The 14066-nt window shown below is 59.0% G+C and carries 16 protein-coding genes and 1 pseudogene; 8 read left to right on the top strand and 9 right to left on the bottom strand.

Annotated elements, in window-relative coordinates; genetic code table 11:
• The first annotated feature begins 24 nt into the window (after positions 1–24).
• Complete coding sequence (locus BFQ04_RS04525) at positions 25–303, top strand: BrnT family toxin (protein ID WP_065949763.1); 279 nt, start codon at positions 25–27, stop codon at positions 301–303.
• Positions 281–529: a BrnA antitoxin family protein gene (locus BFQ04_RS04520; RefSeq protein WP_065887908.1), complete on the top strand. Its 249-nt coding sequence runs from the start codon at positions 281–283 to the stop codon at positions 527–529. Before BFQ04_RS04525 ends, BFQ04_RS04520 begins: the two co-directional genes overlap by 23 nt.
• Before the next feature lie 122 nt (positions 530–651).
• Here BFQ04_RS04520 and BFQ04_RS04515 read toward each other — a convergent pair whose 3' ends face one another.
• From BFQ04_RS04515 to BFQ04_RS04505, 4 genes and pseudogenes are all read right to left on the bottom strand, one after another.
• Positions 652–2484, bottom strand: a complete 1833-nt coding sequence (locus BFQ04_RS04515) for an ABC transporter ATP-binding protein (protein ID WP_065949762.1) — start codon at positions 2482–2484, stop codon at positions 652–654.
• Positions 2485–2566: 82 nt separating this feature from the next.
• Positions 2567–3130 carry a peptidylprolyl isomerase gene (locus tag BFQ04_RS04510; RefSeq protein ID WP_065949761.1) on the bottom strand — a complete coding sequence of 188 codons (564 nt, stop codon included), beginning with the start codon at positions 3128–3130 and terminating at the stop codon, positions 2567–2569.
• 3 nt (positions 3131–3133) lie between these two features.
• Positions 3134–3358 (bottom strand): annotated as a pseudogene (locus tag BFQ04_RS28260) (alpha/beta fold hydrolase); the annotation flags it as partial.
• A gap of 63 nt (positions 3359–3421) precedes the next feature.
• Entirely contained in the window at positions 3422–4345 is a 924-nt protein-coding gene (locus BFQ04_RS04505; RefSeq protein ID WP_065949760.1) for a LysR family transcriptional regulator, read from the bottom strand.
• Between the two features lie 49 nt (positions 4346–4394).
• On the opposite strand from BFQ04_RS04505, the gene BFQ04_RS04500 reads away from it, so the two are divergent.
• From BFQ04_RS04500 to BFQ04_RS04485, 4 genes are all read left to right on the top strand, one after another.
• Positions 4395–4709, top strand: coding sequence for a 3-phosphoglycerate kinase (locus BFQ04_RS04500; RefSeq protein WP_065949759.1), 315 nt, complete (start codon positions 4395–4397; stop codon positions 4707–4709).
• A gap of 150 nt (positions 4710–4859) precedes the next feature.
• Positions 4860–5459, top strand: a complete 600-nt coding sequence (locus BFQ04_RS04495) for an FMN-dependent NADH-azoreductase (RefSeq protein WP_065949758.1) — start codon at positions 4860–4862, stop codon at positions 5457–5459.
• 203 nt (positions 5460–5662) lie between these two features.
• The gene (locus BFQ04_RS04490; protein ID WP_065949757.1) at positions 5663–6523 is read left to right on the top strand and encodes a carboxylate/amino acid/amine transporter; all 861 of its coding nucleotides are present in this window, start codon (positions 5663–5665) and stop codon (positions 6521–6523) included.
• A gap of 81 nt (positions 6524–6604) precedes the next feature.
• Positions 6605–7021, top strand: coding sequence for an Lrp/AsnC family transcriptional regulator (locus tag BFQ04_RS04485; RefSeq protein ID WP_065949756.1), 417 nt, complete (start codon positions 6605–6607; stop codon positions 7019–7021).
• 36 nt (positions 7022–7057) lie between these two features.
• Here BFQ04_RS04485 and BFQ04_RS04480 read toward each other — a convergent pair whose 3' ends face one another.
• Genes BFQ04_RS04480 through BFQ04_RS04460 form a run of 5 tightly spaced genes read right to left on the bottom strand, consistent with a single transcriptional unit; the run spans position 7058 to position 11868 of the window.
• Positions 7058–7741, bottom strand: coding sequence for a phenylalanine--tRNA ligase beta subunit-related protein (locus tag BFQ04_RS04480; protein WP_065949755.1), 684 nt, complete (start codon positions 7739–7741; stop codon positions 7058–7060).
• Between the two features lie 4 nt (positions 7742–7745).
• Positions 7746–8972, bottom strand: a complete 1227-nt coding sequence (locus BFQ04_RS04475) for an ATP-grasp domain-containing protein (RefSeq protein WP_065949754.1) — start codon at positions 8970–8972, stop codon at positions 7746–7748.
• A gap of 3 nt (positions 8973–8975) precedes the next feature.
• Positions 8976–10157: an MFS transporter gene (locus tag BFQ04_RS04470; RefSeq protein ID WP_065949753.1), complete on the bottom strand. Its 1182-nt coding sequence runs from the start codon at positions 10155–10157 to the stop codon at positions 8976–8978.
• A gap of 5 nt (positions 10158–10162) precedes the next feature.
• Positions 10163–10477 (bottom strand): Rieske 2Fe-2S domain-containing protein, encoded by a 315-nt coding sequence (locus BFQ04_RS04465; RefSeq protein ID WP_065949752.1) that lies wholly within the window; start codon positions 10475–10477, stop codon positions 10163–10165.
• 11 nt (positions 10478–10488) lie between these two features.
• Positions 10489–11868, bottom strand: coding sequence for an iron-containing redox enzyme family protein (locus tag BFQ04_RS04460; RefSeq protein WP_256544553.1), 1380 nt, complete (start codon positions 11866–11868; stop codon positions 10489–10491).
• Between the two features lie 645 nt (positions 11869–12513).
• Here BFQ04_RS04460 and BFQ04_RS04455 point away from each other — a divergent pair.
• Together BFQ04_RS04455 and BFQ04_RS04450 are read left to right on the top strand one after the other, a co-directional pair.
• A complete protein-coding gene (locus BFQ04_RS04455; protein WP_065949751.1) occupies positions 12514–13245 on the top strand; it encodes a thioesterase II family protein in 732 nt (243 codons plus the stop codon).
• Complete coding sequence (locus BFQ04_RS04450) at positions 13232–14056, top strand: SDR family oxidoreductase (protein ID WP_065949750.1); 825 nt, start codon at positions 13232–13234, stop codon at positions 14054–14056. Before BFQ04_RS04455 ends, BFQ04_RS04450 begins: the two co-directional genes overlap by 14 nt.
• Positions 14057–14066: the final 10 nt, after the last annotated feature.

The following is a 14066-nucleotide window of genomic DNA, read 5'->3' as shown; positions in this document are numbered from 1 at the left end:
ACAAAAGTACATACAGAGCGTGCCATGCATTTTGAGTGGGATGATTCAAAAAATAAGGCCAACATTGCTAAGCACGGCATCGATTTCAACGACGTTCCGGATATCTTCAGACATCCAATGCTGGCCTTGCGCGATGATCGAGCGGATTATGACGAAGAGCGTTGGATCAGTATTGGCTGGATCAAATTATTGATTGGTGTTGTCGTATACACCGAACGGCGTGGCGATGTTATCCGTATCATTTCCGCCCGAAAAGCAACCAAGAAGGAGGCCAAATATTATGACGCAAACATCGAAAACTGATTGGGAGCGCCTGGCCAAGATGAGTGATAAAGATATTGATACCAGTGAAATTCCTGAACTGGATGCTGAGTTTTTTCGACGTGCTGAACTGCGTGTTCCTGTGAAGCAGGCGGTCACCATTCGACTTGATGCCGATGTTTTAGAGTGGTTCAAAGGTCAAGGCACTGGCTACCAGACCCGTATTAACCAGCTTTTGCGCCAATACATGCAGGCTCATCAAGGCTGATCAACACGTTAAAAAGGTCGGCGCTGCCCTATCGGCAGGCCTGACCGTAAGATCGTTCCCACGCGGAGCGGGGGAACGATCAAGGCCCGCTCTTATTTTGAGTCGTGTGGGTCTCGATACCTTCAATCGATGCCAACAAACCCACCCGTCTGGTGCTGCCACAACCGCGCATACAGCCCGCCATGGGCCAGCAGTTGGGCGTGGCTGCCGCTTTCGGCGATCTGGCCTTTCTCCAGTACGACCAGACGGTCCATCCGCGCGATGGTCGAGAGTCGATGCGCGATCGCAATCACGGTCTTGCCCTGCATCAGGGTTTCCAGGCTTTCCTGGATCGCGGCTTCCACTTCGGAGTCGAGTGCCGAGGTGGCTTCGTCCATGATCAGGATCGGCGCATCCTTGAGCAGCACGCGGGCGATGGCGATCCGTTGGCGCTGGCCGCCGGAGAGTTTCACCCCACGCTCGCCCACATGGGCATCCAGCCCGGTACGGCCTTCGGAATCCGACAGCAGCGGGATAAACTCGTCGGCGCGCGCCTTGTGCACGGCGGCCCAGAGTTCTTCGTCGCAGGCCTGCGGCTTGCCATACAGCAAGTTGTCGCGGATCGAGCGGTGCAGCAGCGAGGTGTCCTGGGTGATCATGCCGATCTGCGCGCGCAGGCTTTCCTGGGCGACTTCGGCGATGTCCTGGCCGTCGATCAGGATGCGCCCGCCCTGCAGGTCGTAGAGGCGCAGCAGCAGGTTGACCAGCGTCGACTTGCCCGCACCGGACGGGCCGATCAGGCCGATCTTTTCCCCGGCCCTGATCTCGAGGTTCAGGCCGCCAATGATCCCGCTCCGCTTGCCGTAGTGGAAATCCACCTGCTCGAAGCGCACCAGGCCATGGGGCACTGTCAGGCGCGGGGCGTCGGCGCGGTCGACCACCGCAAGCGGCTGGGCGATGGTCTTGAGGCCATCCTGCACGATACCGATGTTTTCGAAAATGCCGTTGACCACCCACATGATCCAGCCGGACATATTGACGATGCGAATCACCAGGCCGGTGGCCAGGGCAATGGCGCCGACGGAAATCAGCGACTGCGTCCACAGCCACAGGGCCAGGCCGGTGGTGGTGACGATCAGCAGGCCGTTCAGGACGGTGATGACCGCGTCCATGCTGGTGAGCACGCGCGCCGCCAGTTGGGTTTTCTCGGTTTGCTCGACAATCGCTTCCTTGGCGTATTCCTGCTCATTCTGCGTATGGGCAAACAGCTTCAAGGTGGTGATGTTGGTGTAGCCGTCGACGATGCGCCCCATGAGTTTGGAGCGCGCTTCGGAAGAGATCACCGAACGCTCCTTGACCCGCGGCACGAAGTAACGCAATGCCAGGCAGTAGCAGACGATCCAGATGATCAACGGAATCATCAGCCGCCAGTCGGCCTCGGCAAACAATACCAGCGAGGTGATGGCATAGATCGACACGTGCCAGATGGCTTCCGCTGTTGCCACCGCAGAGTCACGCAACGAGTTGCCGGTTTGCATGATGCGTTGGGCAATCCGCCCGGCGAAATCATTCTGGAAGAAATTCAGGCTCTGCTTGAGCACATAGCTGTGGTTCTGCCAGCGGATCAGGCTGGTCATGCCGGGGTTGATGGTCTGGTGCACCAGCAAGTCATGCAGGCTGTTGAAAATCGGCCGCAGCAGCAGGGCGACCACTGCCATCCAGATCAGCTCGGTGCTGTGCACCTGGAAGAAATTCGCGGGCGGCGTGCCCTGGGCCAGGTCGATGATGCGGCTCAGGTAGCTGAACAGCGCGACCTCGATCAGCGCACCGATCAGGCCCACCACCAACAGCGCGGCAAAACACGGCCACACCTGGCGCAGGTAGTAGAGGTAGAAGGGCAGGACGTTGTCGGGCGGGGCTTCGCTTGGGGGGGCGCGAAAAATATCGATCAGTTTTTCAAAACGACGATAGAGCATTAGGCTTGACGCCCGCCGTGCGGGCTCTCCTTTCAAATGCGCACGTCGCCTTGTGGGCAACGTGCGGAAGTTCCTGCAGACCTCAGTCGATGCGCTTGGCCGACTTGATCAGGACAGGATCGATTGGCACGTTCTGCATGCCTTGCTTGGTGGTGGTCTGGGAATTGACGATGATATCGACCACGTCCATGCCCTTGACCACCTTGGCGAATACCGCGTAACCGGCATCGCGACCCGGGTCGAGGAAGGCATTGTCGGCCACGTTGATGAAGAACTGGCTGGTGGCCGAGTTCGGGTCATTGGTGCGGGCCATGGACAAGGTGCCGCGCACGTTATGCAGGCCGTTGCTGGCTTCGTTCTTGATCGGTGCTTCGGTCGGCTTTTGCGACATCTGCTGGGTGAACCCGCCGCCCTGGACCATGAAGCCCGGGATCACACGGTGAAAAATCGTGTTGGTGTAGAAGCCCTTGTCGACATAGGCGAGGAAATTCTTGGTGCTGATCGGCGCCTTGACCGGGTCGAGTTCGATTTCAATGTCGCCATTGGTGGTGGAGATCAATACGTGGGGCGCCTTGGCGGGCTCGGCCGCCATCAGGTTGGCAGCGAACAGAACGGAACCGGCAAGGAAGGCGATTTTTTTCAGCATGGGTCAGTGATCCTGGGTAGTGGTGTCGACGGTCTTTGGAAAATCGAGCAGGGTGGCGTCAAAGACTTCGGGTTGATCCAAGGGCGTGGCGTGGTGGACATTTTCAAACACCACCAGTCGCGCGTTGGGCAGCAGTTTTACATAGTTTTCTTTCTGCGCCACGGGTGAGTCGTCGTGGTCGGCGTTGATGACCTGGGTTGGACAGGTGATTCTGGAACGTTGTTCCTGTCGCCACAGCCCACATTGCGTCGAGCTTGCGCGATTGAACGCCGCTCATGGGTGGACTCCGTTTCAGGCTTGCCGAGGGGCCGCGAAGGGCGCGTCCAGCGCAGCGGTATCAAAGGTGCGCAGCAATTCCACGAGAATCTGCGTCGCCGGCCCCAGGGGTTTGTCCTTGTTCGAATACAAATAGAACGTGGGGTGGCGGCTGCCGCCCTGTTCCAGCGGCAGTTGCTTGAGCAGGCCTTCGGCGAGTTCGCGTTCGATCATGTGCCGGGGCAACCAGGCAAACCCCAGGCCGCTGCCCACGAACGCGGCGGCGGTGGCCAGGCTGCCGACGGTCCAGCGCTGTTCGGCGCCGAGCCAACCCACGTCGCGCGGTTGCTGGCGGCCGGAGTCGCGGATGACCACCTGCATCTGGCTTTCCAGGTCCTGGAAGCTCAACTCGCGGTTCATACGGTGCAGCGCATGCTCGGGATGGGCCACGGCGATGAATTCCACATCGCTCATTTCGGTGCCCAGGTAACCGGGAATGCTGAAGCCGCAGATCGCCAGGTCAGCCACGCCTTCTATCAAGAGCTCCTCGACCCCGGACAACACCTCCTCGCGCAAGCGTACCCGGCAGCCTCGGCTCTGCGGCATGAAGGCGGTCAGGGCGCGTACCAGGCGCGCGTTGGGGTAGGCCGCATCCACGACCAGCCGCACTTCGGCCTCCCAGCCTTGTTCCATATGGTGGGCCAGATCTTCCAGTTGGCTGGCATTCTTCACCAGTTGCCGCGAGCGGCGCAGCAGCACTTCACCCGCATCGGTGAGTACCGCCTTGCGTCCGTCGATGCGCAGCAGCGGCACGCCGAGTTGGTCCTGCATGCGCGCCACGGTGTAGCTCACCGAGGACTGCGAACGGTGCAGCGCTTCGGCCGCCTGGGCGAAGCCGCCATGGTCGACCACGGCCTGCAACGTGCGCCATTGATCAAGGGTCACGCGGGGCGCTTTCAAGATGAGCTCCTCTTGTCCTAAGCTGGCGGTCCTTATTGGAGACTGCCGAATGAGAAAATTGTGTTGTGTGTTGCTGGCGCTGCTGCCGATGAGCGCATTTGCCTACCCCATCGACGTGACGAAAAAGATCGACGGTGTAAGCATCGACTACACCGCGTCCGATGTGGACGGCGATATCAGCTCGATTCAGCTCAATAACTACGGCACCCAGGATGCGCTGTGTTCTGTCATCTTTACCAACGGCCCGGAAGCGCCGCGTCGTCGCACCGTCACCGTACCCGCAGGCAAAAGCACCCACACCACGGTCAAGTTCAACCGCGCGATCATCAAGATGCGAATCGCCCTGGCGTGCGCACCGAAATAAAGCGAGCGCGGAGCGCACTGTAGGCATACTCCGCTTATAAACAAATTTATAGATGGGTTATAGCAGTTTTTTGCGCTTTTTAATCGAAGTGGCCATGGTTAATCTTTTTTCCATCGACTCACAGCATTTACCGATGGAGCCTACATAGCCATGTCCAACGTTCTGATCATCGAAAGCAGCGCCCGCCAGCAGGATTCGATTTCCCGCCAACTCACCCAGCAGTTCATCAGCCAGTGGCAGGCTATTCACCCAGGCGATCAGATCAGCGTGCGCGACGTGGCGCTCAACCCGGTACCTCACCTGGACGCGAACCTGCTGGGCGGCTGGATGAAACCTGCCGAACAGCGCAGCCCGGTCGAACAGGCTTCCCTGGATCGCTCCAACGAATTGACCGACGAGCTGCTCGCCGCCGACGTGCTGGTGATGGCGGCGCCGATGTACAACTTCGCCATCCCCAGCACCCTCAAGGCCTGGCTGGACCATGTGTTGCGCGCCGGGGTGACCTTCAAATACACCGCCACCGGGCCGCAGGGTTTGCTGACCGGCAAGCGCGCCATCGTGCTCACCGCCCGTGGCGGCATTCACACCGGTGCTGCCTCGGATCATCAGGAACCGTATCTGCGCCAGGTCATGGCCTTTATCGGGATTCATGACGTCACCTTCATTCATGCCGAAGGGGTGAACCTGAGCGGTGATTTCCAGGAAAAAGGTATCAACCATGCCAAAGCCCTGCTCGCGCAGGTGGCTTGATCCTTTAATCGCCAGATAATCCCCCGGTGTTTATCTAGCCCCACGCAATCCCTTCAAGTACGCGTACCGAACCTCCCTTTGCACTTTTTGCTCCTGAGTGCTCCTGCCCGACTGCCGCTTCAGCGAGGTCGGGTTTTTTTTGTCTCGAGTTTCTTCAAGCATCGAAAAGCTTTAATGTCGCGCCCATTCGAAACGAGGCGCACATGGGCTATCTACTGGTTGTCACCCTGATTCAGGCATTTTCCTTCAGCTTGATCGGCGAATACCTCGCCGGTCACGTCGACAGCTACTTCGCAGTACTGGTGCGTGTGGTACTGGCCGGGTTGATCTTTATTCCACTGACCCGCTGGCGCTCGGTGGCACCGGCATTCATGCGCGGCATGCTGGTCATCGGTGCGCTGCAGTTCGGCGTGACCTACGTGTGCCTGTATCTGAGCTTTCGCGTACTGACGGTGCCGGAGGTGTTGCTGTTCACGATCCTTACACCGTTGCACGTGACCCTGATCGAAGACGCGCTCAACCGGCGGTTCAATCCCTGGGCACTGGTCGCCGCACTGGTGGCGGTGGCGGGGGCGGCGGTGATTCGCTTCGACCAGATCACCCCGAACTTCCTGATGGGCTTTGTGCTGCTGCAACTGGCCAATTTCACCTACGCCGCCGGGCAAGTCCTGTACAAGCATCTGGTGGCACGCTATCCGAGCGATCAGCCGCACTACCGACGCTTCGGTTATTTCTACCTGGGCGCCTTGCTGGTGGTGTTGCCCGCGTTCCTGCTGTTCGGCAAGGCGGATTTCCTGCCCCAGGCGCCGCTGCAATGGGGGGTGCTGGTGTTCCTGGGGGTGATCAGTACCGCGCTGGGCATGTACTGGTGGAACAAGGGGGCGTGCCTGGTCAATGGCGGCACCCTCGCGGTGATGAACAACCTGCATGTGCCGGTGGGGCTGCTGCTGAACTTGCTGATCTGGAACCAGCATGAGCCGCTGGGAAGGCTGGCCCTGGGCGGTTTGGTGATTCTGGGGGCGGTGTGGGTCAGTCGATTGGGTATTAAGCCGCGTCTGGCGTAGAGTCTGCGACCTGAAGGTGCCAGTGATGTGTGAGCGGTAATGAAAGTGTGTTATCGAAAGGAACAGTGTGGGGGTGGCAGAGTGGACAAGGTCGATGAGCTGATAATTGCTGCATTGAAGGACGACTCCCGAGTCAGCCTTGCGGAACTGGCGCGCCAGGTTCACAAGTCTCGAACCGCCGTGGAGTCGCGGGTTCAAAAACTGATCGAAAAGGGCATCATCCTGCGCTTCACCATCAATGTCGCTGAGGGTGATGAGACCCAGCAATCGGCATTTTTGATGCTCAAGCTCAACGGTAGCAGCTGCCACCTGGTGTTTCCGAAGATCTACCAGTATCGCGAGGTAGTGCAGGCCTATTCATTGTTTGGCGACGTGGACATGATGCTCGAGGTGCGCTACCGCAATTTTGAAGAGTTGATGGTGTTCAAGGAGAGCCTGCTCAAGATCGAGCATGTGAATGAGGTGGTGGTCAATCCGGTGCTCAAGGCCTGGCGCTAGGCCGCTGCCGTCCGCGACGGCAGCAGCTGCGCCCGATCAGGCTGACGCGTGGTCGTGGAAGGTTTCGAGAAAGTAGTGATTCAGGGCCGGCATTGTCTGGCGCAGGGTGTCCACGAATTCTGCGATGACCGTCTGGTTGAATTCGAACGTGGTGTCGTCATGCCCCAGTACCACCACCAGCAGGCTGGACGATGCGTTCGTCAGTCTGAAGTCATGGGCATCGGCATCGACTTTGCCGATGCTCGCCAAGGGCACGTCGCCGCAGGTATAGACGATGTCGCCCGCGGGGATCATGACGTCCTTCTTGGCAAACAACGGGCGGAAGGCCCGCGGTGCCGGCGAGCGCATGACATGGATATCGTCCCGCTGATGATAGGTGTGTACACCTATGCTGACGCCGTGTCGGATCGCCACGGCGTTATAGGCATCGACGACGTTATTGATGGGGCGCACACCGTTGGCGATGAAGCGCCGCAGCAGTTTTTCGTTGGCGCTGACCGTGTTGGTGTAGCCGAGCTTTTCAAGCTGCCGGGCAAACCCTTCGTAAACGGGATTGGCGTCCAGTTCATTGAGGTGTGAGGCCACATGATTCAAGTTGCTCTGCAAGAGACTGACGAAGCTCTGGTCGTCAGACACGCTGATGTTTTCGACAACGGCGGCGCACGCGTTATTGAGGCCCAGGTCCAGGGCTGACTGTTGAATGATCAAACGACTTTTCATGCCCTTAGCTCCATAGCTTATTGCGCAGAAGTTGCGTGCTGGCATCCAGCTGTTGCAGGCTTGGGTGCTGCAACCAGAACAGCCCCGGGCAGGTGGCGAAGTCGATCGTGACCGGCGTGGTATCGCCCGGGCTGAGGAAGAAGCGATGACCGCAATAGGCTTCATCCAGCATTGCGCTCTGCAGCGCCTGTGGTGAAGGCGCGGTAAAGGTGCGGCGTTCGTCGGAACAGAAAAAGCCGATACGACCATGGCTGATCTCACGTGCGGCACCGGCCGGCGGGCGAGGCCGGCCGAGGTAGCTGTCGATGGCCAGCGATAACAGGTCCGGCTGGTACACCTGTTGGAACAGCAGCGGGGCGATACCGCCATGCAAACGCCCGCCCGCTTCAATCATCACCGGACCGGTGTCGGACCAGATGATTTCCATATGAATCGGCCCGATCTCGATGCTCAGGGCCGCCGCTGCCTGACGCGCGTAGTCGATCAGAGGTTGCAGCTCTTGCGCCTGCGGATCGAGGGTGTCCAGGCTTTCATAGACAAACTTGCTGCCGTTTTTGTGGATCTTGGTGTATTTGCACACCGTGGCGATGGTGTACTCGCCATCAAAGGCGACCATGTCCACCACGTACTCCGGGCCCGACACGAACGGCTGTACGATAAACCCGAGGTTGAACTCCCCAAGGTCGTTTTTCTGCCGCCAGGCCGCGTTGTTCAAGGCGGTTTCCACTTCGTGCTTGCCCTGGGCGAATACCACGCCTTCGGTGGCGGCCGAATTCAATGGCTTGACCACGTAGGTGGCCGCGTCCTCCAACGAGTCGACGACTTCCCGGATGCGGGTTGGCGAACTCAACAGTTGCGACGCAATGTTTGCCAGTCCGTGTTTCTTGAGCGCTTGCTGCATGGAAAACTTGTTGCGCCGCAGGTCGCTGGTGATACGGCTGTTGCCCGCAATACGCAGCACTTCGGTGAGGTAATCGGTGAGATAGATCGCGGTCTCGCAGCCTGCGATCACCGCGCTCAATGACAGCGTCTCGAGGGTTTCCAGCAGGCTCTCTTCCCAGTGGTAGACCTGTTCGAAATCTTCCCTGATCAGGTCATCGGTGAAGTGCCTGGGCAAGGTGTCGGCGGATATCACCGCGATACACTTCACGCCCTGGGCCTTGAACAACGGGGCGTAGAGTTTTCCGGTGGAGAACGGGTCGACGATCAGTACGGTTTGCAATTGAGGCATTCCTTATTCAAGGGTCGCGGTGGCCGGGACCGCCGGTGTGAGGTTCCACGCCAGCACGGCGGCGGCCAACAGGCCGGCGGAGACGATCATCAACACGCGCGCACCTTCCAGCCCGAGAAATCCTGCGGTGGTAAAAAACGTCAGGATCATGGGCGCCGAACCACTGACCAGCAGGTAATAGAGCGAACTTTTTGCAGCAATCACGTCGGCCACCCGAGCGTTGGGCGCCGACTCGATCAGGTTTTTACGCAATTGGATGCGCAGGCTGTTGATGCAAAAGCCCAGCAGGAACGCGGCCGCCATCATCACGTAGAGGTTCTGGAAATACACGATTGCCACGTCGGCCAGCAGCACCAGCACGATGGCGCTGTAGCTGTTGAGCTTGATACGTGGCAGCACCGCCGCACTGAAGGCACCCAGGCCCGCCAGGCCGCTGGCCACGCCGAACAAGGTGGCGTTCCACTCATTGAGCTTTTGGAACACGATCGGCACCAGGCTGTTGAAGGCGCCGATATGGAACCCGATCATGCTTAACACGATGATCAGCACGTAAAGGTTTCGCGGCAGGTTCAGTGCCTGGGCGACAGGGCTGTCGCTGGCCTGCTCGGCGGTGTCGGCGCTGGGCGTGGCCTGCACGAAAAGGATCGCCGCCAGCGAGACAATCGCCGCCAGGCTGATGATCTGAAGGGTCTGGCTGACCGAAAACACGTCCACGATCACCCCGCCCAGCAGCGCGCCGCCAAAGGCACCGATCTGGATGGACGTTTGCATCAGCCGCGCCGAGGTGTCGCTGTCGGTCGCACCGGCCAACACCAGCTTGGTATTTTTCGACTCGAGGGTGCTGATGGTGAAATAGTCGGTGACACCGACCACAAACGCGATGGCCAGGAAGCCGATGGGCAACACGGCGGCGTTCGTGAACGACAGGCCAAGCACGGCGGCGAACGCGGTCAGGCGGATGTACAACAGGCGTTTCATGCTCAGTTCAATGGTGAAAAACTTGCCGATGTATTGTTCGCACACATACGGCACTACGGTCGCCACGCACAGCGTGGCCCCCACCAGGAATGTCGAGCCGGTGGTTTCCAGGCCGAACCAGACCATGGCAATCACAATCGCCATGTCCAGGCCGGTAAACAGGGTCACGATCGAATAAAACGCTGTCAGTGTTGATTTAGTGGTCATAGGGGTCAGTCGTAACGAGAAAGTTTGAGTAAAGGCACACACCGCTCGGTGTCACCCACGACGGTACTGAACTGGTTCCTGACGCGAACGGTGGGTGGCGACTTCTTTTCCAGGTTGCACACCTTGTAAGCGTTGTCGTGCCACGGGCAGATCACACTTTGCCCGTCGCCTGTGGTTTCACCCATGTGCAAAGGGCCGCCGCGATGGGGGCAAGTGGTCGGCAGCAGCTGCGTCGAATAGGTGTGACGCTTGAGAAAATAGGTGGTGTTTTCCACGGCCACGTAGTTGGCGTCGGTAAGGTTCAGGCGGATAGCTTTCATGGGGTGCCTACTCAAAGTGCCGTGACGGTATAGGTGCAGGACGGGCTGACGACGCGGGTGCCATGCAGCATGCCCTTGGGAATCACCACGCCTTCCCCGGCCTTCAGGCGCACGCTGAGTTCGGGGCTTGCGACAAAATCCAGCTCGCCGGTTTCAACCCAGAACAGCTCGTCATTGGGGTGGGTGTGCGGCACCGAGAGTTCGTGCTTGGCCTCGGTAATGCGCAGGTCCACCGGCTTCAGGCCGTTTTGGGCGGCAGCCAGTGCACGGTGTTCATCCAGCTCGTCATGCCATTTGATATGGGCGTAAAGCTCTTCGTCGGCGATGTCCTGCAGCAACCTGAACTCTTCGAAACCGCGGACGAGGTCAGGAATGATCTTGCTGCCAAATTGCTTGATCATGGGCAGGATGAGGCGCTGCAGGGCCATTCTTCCGTGATGCACATCGATGTGTGAATGTTCATCGAAATAGTCGGTGGAGACGCTGTCGCCGAAAATGGCCTTGATGGCGCTCGACTGATGTTTGGTGGTGAGCGCCAGGGTGGCCTCGGTGTAATACATCGCGCCAATGTAGCGGAACAGCTCGCCGTGGTTGGCGGACACATAATGGAAGTAGTTGGTCAGCGACAAGGAACCTGCGGTGTAGAACTGCCAGTAATGGTGCACATGATGAGACATGCCCATGTCTTTGAGCATGTCTTCAAAAATGGTGCTGTGCTTCTTTTTATCGACGCCGTAGCCATATTCATCGATCAGGATCTTGAACAACTCGCTGGTGTACACACCGCAGTTGCCCAGCACATTACGCGCCATCGCCGACGCTTCACTGAGGAAATCGCCGGCGCATTGGGTCATGAAGAAACGCGCGGCACGTTCAGGGTTGCGGCTGGTGGTCAGTACCTTGTGCAACTTGGACTCGGAGTGCGCGACCTCCTCCAGGACTTTGTCGGTGTGGGCGACAAACGACTCCAGGCACCACGAACCGTTGATATGCACTTCTTGCTTGAGCCAGTCGTACAGATATTGCTCGAGCAACGGACGGATCTTCTTGCCGCTGGCAGCATGCTCGGGGTCGTAGAACTGTTTGAACGCCTTGAGATCGAGTTCCATGGGCGGTTTTGGCAGAAATACCAGGTCCTGCTCATAGATATTCAGTAACAAGCGTTGCGCCAATAGATGCTGGCTGTCTGAAAGTTGGTCGCTTGTCAGGCGAGTACTGATAATTACATCTGAAATATCCTGCGGCCGAGAAGGGCGCTGGAAAGGGCTGTTGGTATAAAAGCTGCGCGGCTGGGCAAAAGCCTGGGCACCACCGTAGTGCGTAAGCGCCTCGGCATCCGAACTGAGTGCGAAGTGTGGCGCATCATCTGACAGCTTAGTTGTCCATAACATAAGAAGTGCCTTTTGGCTGATTTGTTCGATGCCCAGATGCTATAGATTTGGTTTTTCTAAAAACAGATTGAAAATCGGGTGCGTAGATAGTGAATTTCACTAAACGCATAGGCGGAGTCTTCTTTGTCAGTTGGGTCAGTTGATTTTTTTCAGGGCGACGACTACACATGTTCGTCGGCTTTTTTCAGGCACGCCCAGGGTACCCGTCAATCGGCAGCGGGAAAGGAATCCAGGAGAAACGTCATGTATATCAGCCAGTTGAAGACAGAAGGCGTGTTTGATTTGGGTGAGGCCGAAGGTCAGCGCCGCGCCGTGCGCCGTGCTGCGACAGGTACTGATACCGACCCTTGAACGCGCAAAAAAACCTGGGGTCAGGCCGTCATTGAGTGTGCACTTCGCGCGCTCATTGCCTGGGACTTCAGGTTCGACGGCTCATTCGAGTCGTTTCGTTATTAGTTAACTCATTCATCGGCTGGCCGTGAGGCACGTCGACGTACGTGTGCCCGACAGTCAGTCGTCGGCGAGTGGGTTATTGCTGTTTGTCAGGGCCGATGGGGAGTTATTGGCGCGGTAAGGCTGATAGTTCAGATCGCCCGCAAGTTGTCATTTTAATTGTTGAGTTCAACTTTATAACCCAGGTGCGAAATGTCTAAAGTTCCATTGTTGTGTTTTCCGTTTGCGGGTGCCGGTCCTTCTGTTTTCCAACCCTGGAAGGCGTTGGCGGGTGAGCGGTTTGAGGTGTTACCGGTGACATTGCCTGGCCGCGAGCGGCGTTTCGTCGAGCCGGCCTATCGGTCGGTCAAGGCGGCGATCGAGGGCAGCCTGGCGCAAGTGCTCGAACTGCTGGCAGGGCGTAGCGAAGTGGTCATTTTCGGCCACAGCATGGGGGCCGTGCTGGCGTTTGAAATGGCGCGCAAACTCTGCGCAGTCACGTCGGTGAAGGTTGTGCACCTGGTGGTCAGCGGCTCGCCCGGCCCCCTGTGCCCGCGTGAGGCGAAGGCCACCGGCCTGAGCGATGACATGTTCCTGGCGCAGGTTGCCTCGTTCGCCGGTTACAACCATCCGGCGCTCAGCAACCCGGACATGCGCGCCATGCTGCTGCCGTCCCTGCGCGCCGACGTCGAGCTGCATGAAGGTTACCTGCCGGAATCGGACCAGCCGTTGCCGGTGCCTGTGCTGTCGATACGTGGCGTGGAAGATGACCTGGTCACTCGCGATCAGGCCGCGCAGTGGGCCAGCGCCACCAGCGTCGGCTTTACCGCCCTGGAGGTCGAAGGTGGGCACATGTACTTGAGCGAAAACCCCGAGGCCGTCTTGCAGGCGATCCACACCGTCCTGGCGGGCGTCACACCGGAGGCGGCTCATGCGGCTGGTTGACAAGACTGCAGTGATCACTGGCGCGGCCCGTGGGCTGGGGCGGGCGTGTGCGGTGCATTTTGCTGAACAGGGCGCCGACCTGGTGTTGCTGGACGTGGCTGCGGATATCGAAGGTGTCCCCTATGCGTTGGGCACGCTCAGCCAGTTGGACTACACCGCGCAGCTGTGCCGCGACCACGGCGTTTCGGTGCTGACGGCTCAAGTCGATGTGCGGCGCGGTGAGCAAATTGACGCGGCGATCGCCACGGCACTGGAGCGTTTTGGGCGGATTGATGTGCTGGTCAACAACGCCGGGATTGCCGCGCCGTCCGGGCAGATGATCCATGAGATTTCCGAAGAACAATGGCAACTGATGATTGACGTTGACCTGACCGGCGCCTGGCGAATGATCAAGGCGGTCGGGCACTGCATGGTGGCCCAGCGCAGCGGCAGCATCATCAATATCGCCTCCACCGCGGGCTTGGTGGGGTACCGCAATTTCGCCGGCTACGTCAGTGCCAAGCACGGCATTGTCGGCTTGACCAAGGCCGCGGCGCTGGACTTCGCGCCCTTCAAGGTGCGGGTCAACGCGCTCTGCCCGGGCTCGGTACGGGACGATCCCAAGGTGGAAGGCCGGATGCTGTCGGAGATTGCACGCTCACTCGAAGTGCCCACCGGCGAGCATGAAGAAATCTTCGTCCAGGCCCAGCCGATGAACGCCTTGATTGAGCCGCAGAGCATCGCCACGACAGCGATATGGCTGGCATCCGACGACGCGCGCCAGGTGACGGGCAGCGTGATTGCGGTCGACGGCGGTTTTACTGCCCGCTGATGGCAGGCGT

The sequence above is a fragment of the Pseudomonas sp. 37 R 15 genome (assembly GCF_900004865.1).
Taxonomy (GTDB): Bacteria; Pseudomonadota; Gammaproteobacteria; order Pseudomonadales; family Pseudomonadaceae; genus Aquipseudomonas; species Aquipseudomonas fluorescens_AM.
This window is presented reverse-complemented; position numbering and strand designations above follow the sequence as displayed.

Excerpts from the sequence above, each read along its gene's own strand:
- BFQ04_RS04525 (WP_065949763.1), top strand. The coding sequence starts at position 25 with ATGCATTTTGAGTGGGATGATTCAAAAAATAAGGCCAACATTGCTAAG.
- BFQ04_RS04520 (WP_065887908.1), top strand. The coding sequence starts at position 281 with ATGACGCAAACATCGAAAACTGATTGGGAGCGCCTGGCCAAGATGAGT.
- BFQ04_RS04515 (WP_065949762.1), bottom strand. The coding sequence starts at position 2,484 with ATGCTCTATCGTCGTTTTGAAAAACTGATCGATATTTTTCGCGCCCCC.
- BFQ04_RS04510 (WP_065949761.1), bottom strand. The coding sequence starts at position 3,130 with ATGCTGAAAAAAATCGCCTTCCTTGCCGGTTCCGTTCTGTTCGCTGCC.
- BFQ04_RS04500 (WP_065949759.1), top strand. The coding sequence starts at position 4,395 with ATGAGAAAATTGTGTTGTGTGTTGCTGGCGCTGCTGCCGATGAGCGCA.
- BFQ04_RS04495 (WP_065949758.1), top strand. The coding sequence starts at position 4,860 with ATGTCCAACGTTCTGATCATCGAAAGCAGCGCCCGCCAGCAGGATTCG.
- BFQ04_RS04490 (WP_065949757.1), top strand. The coding sequence starts at position 5,663 with ATGGGCTATCTACTGGTTGTCACCCTGATTCAGGCATTTTCCTTCAGC.
- BFQ04_RS04480 (WP_065949755.1), bottom strand. The coding sequence starts at position 7,741 with ATGAAAAGTCGTTTGATCATTCAACAGTCAGCCCTGGACCTGGGCCTC.
- BFQ04_RS04475 (WP_065949754.1), bottom strand. The coding sequence starts at position 8,972 with ATGCCTCAATTGCAAACCGTACTGATCGTCGACCCGTTCTCCACCGGA.
- BFQ04_RS04470 (WP_065949753.1), bottom strand. The coding sequence starts at position 10,157 with ATGACCACTAAATCAACACTGACAGCGTTTTATTCGATCGTGACCCTG.
- BFQ04_RS04465 (WP_065949752.1), bottom strand. The coding sequence starts at position 10,477 with ATGAAAGCTATCCGCCTGAACCTTACCGACGCCAACTACGTGGCCGTG.
- BFQ04_RS04460 (WP_256544553.1), bottom strand. The coding sequence starts at position 11,868 with ATGTTATGGACAACTAAGCTGTCAGATGATGCGCCACACTTCGCACTC.
- BFQ04_RS04455 (WP_065949751.1), top strand. The coding sequence starts at position 12,514 with ATGTCTAAAGTTCCATTGTTGTGTTTTCCGTTTGCGGGTGCCGGTCCT.
- BFQ04_RS04450 (WP_065949750.1), top strand. The coding sequence starts at position 13,232 with ATGCGGCTGGTTGACAAGACTGCAGTGATCACTGGCGCGGCCCGTGGG.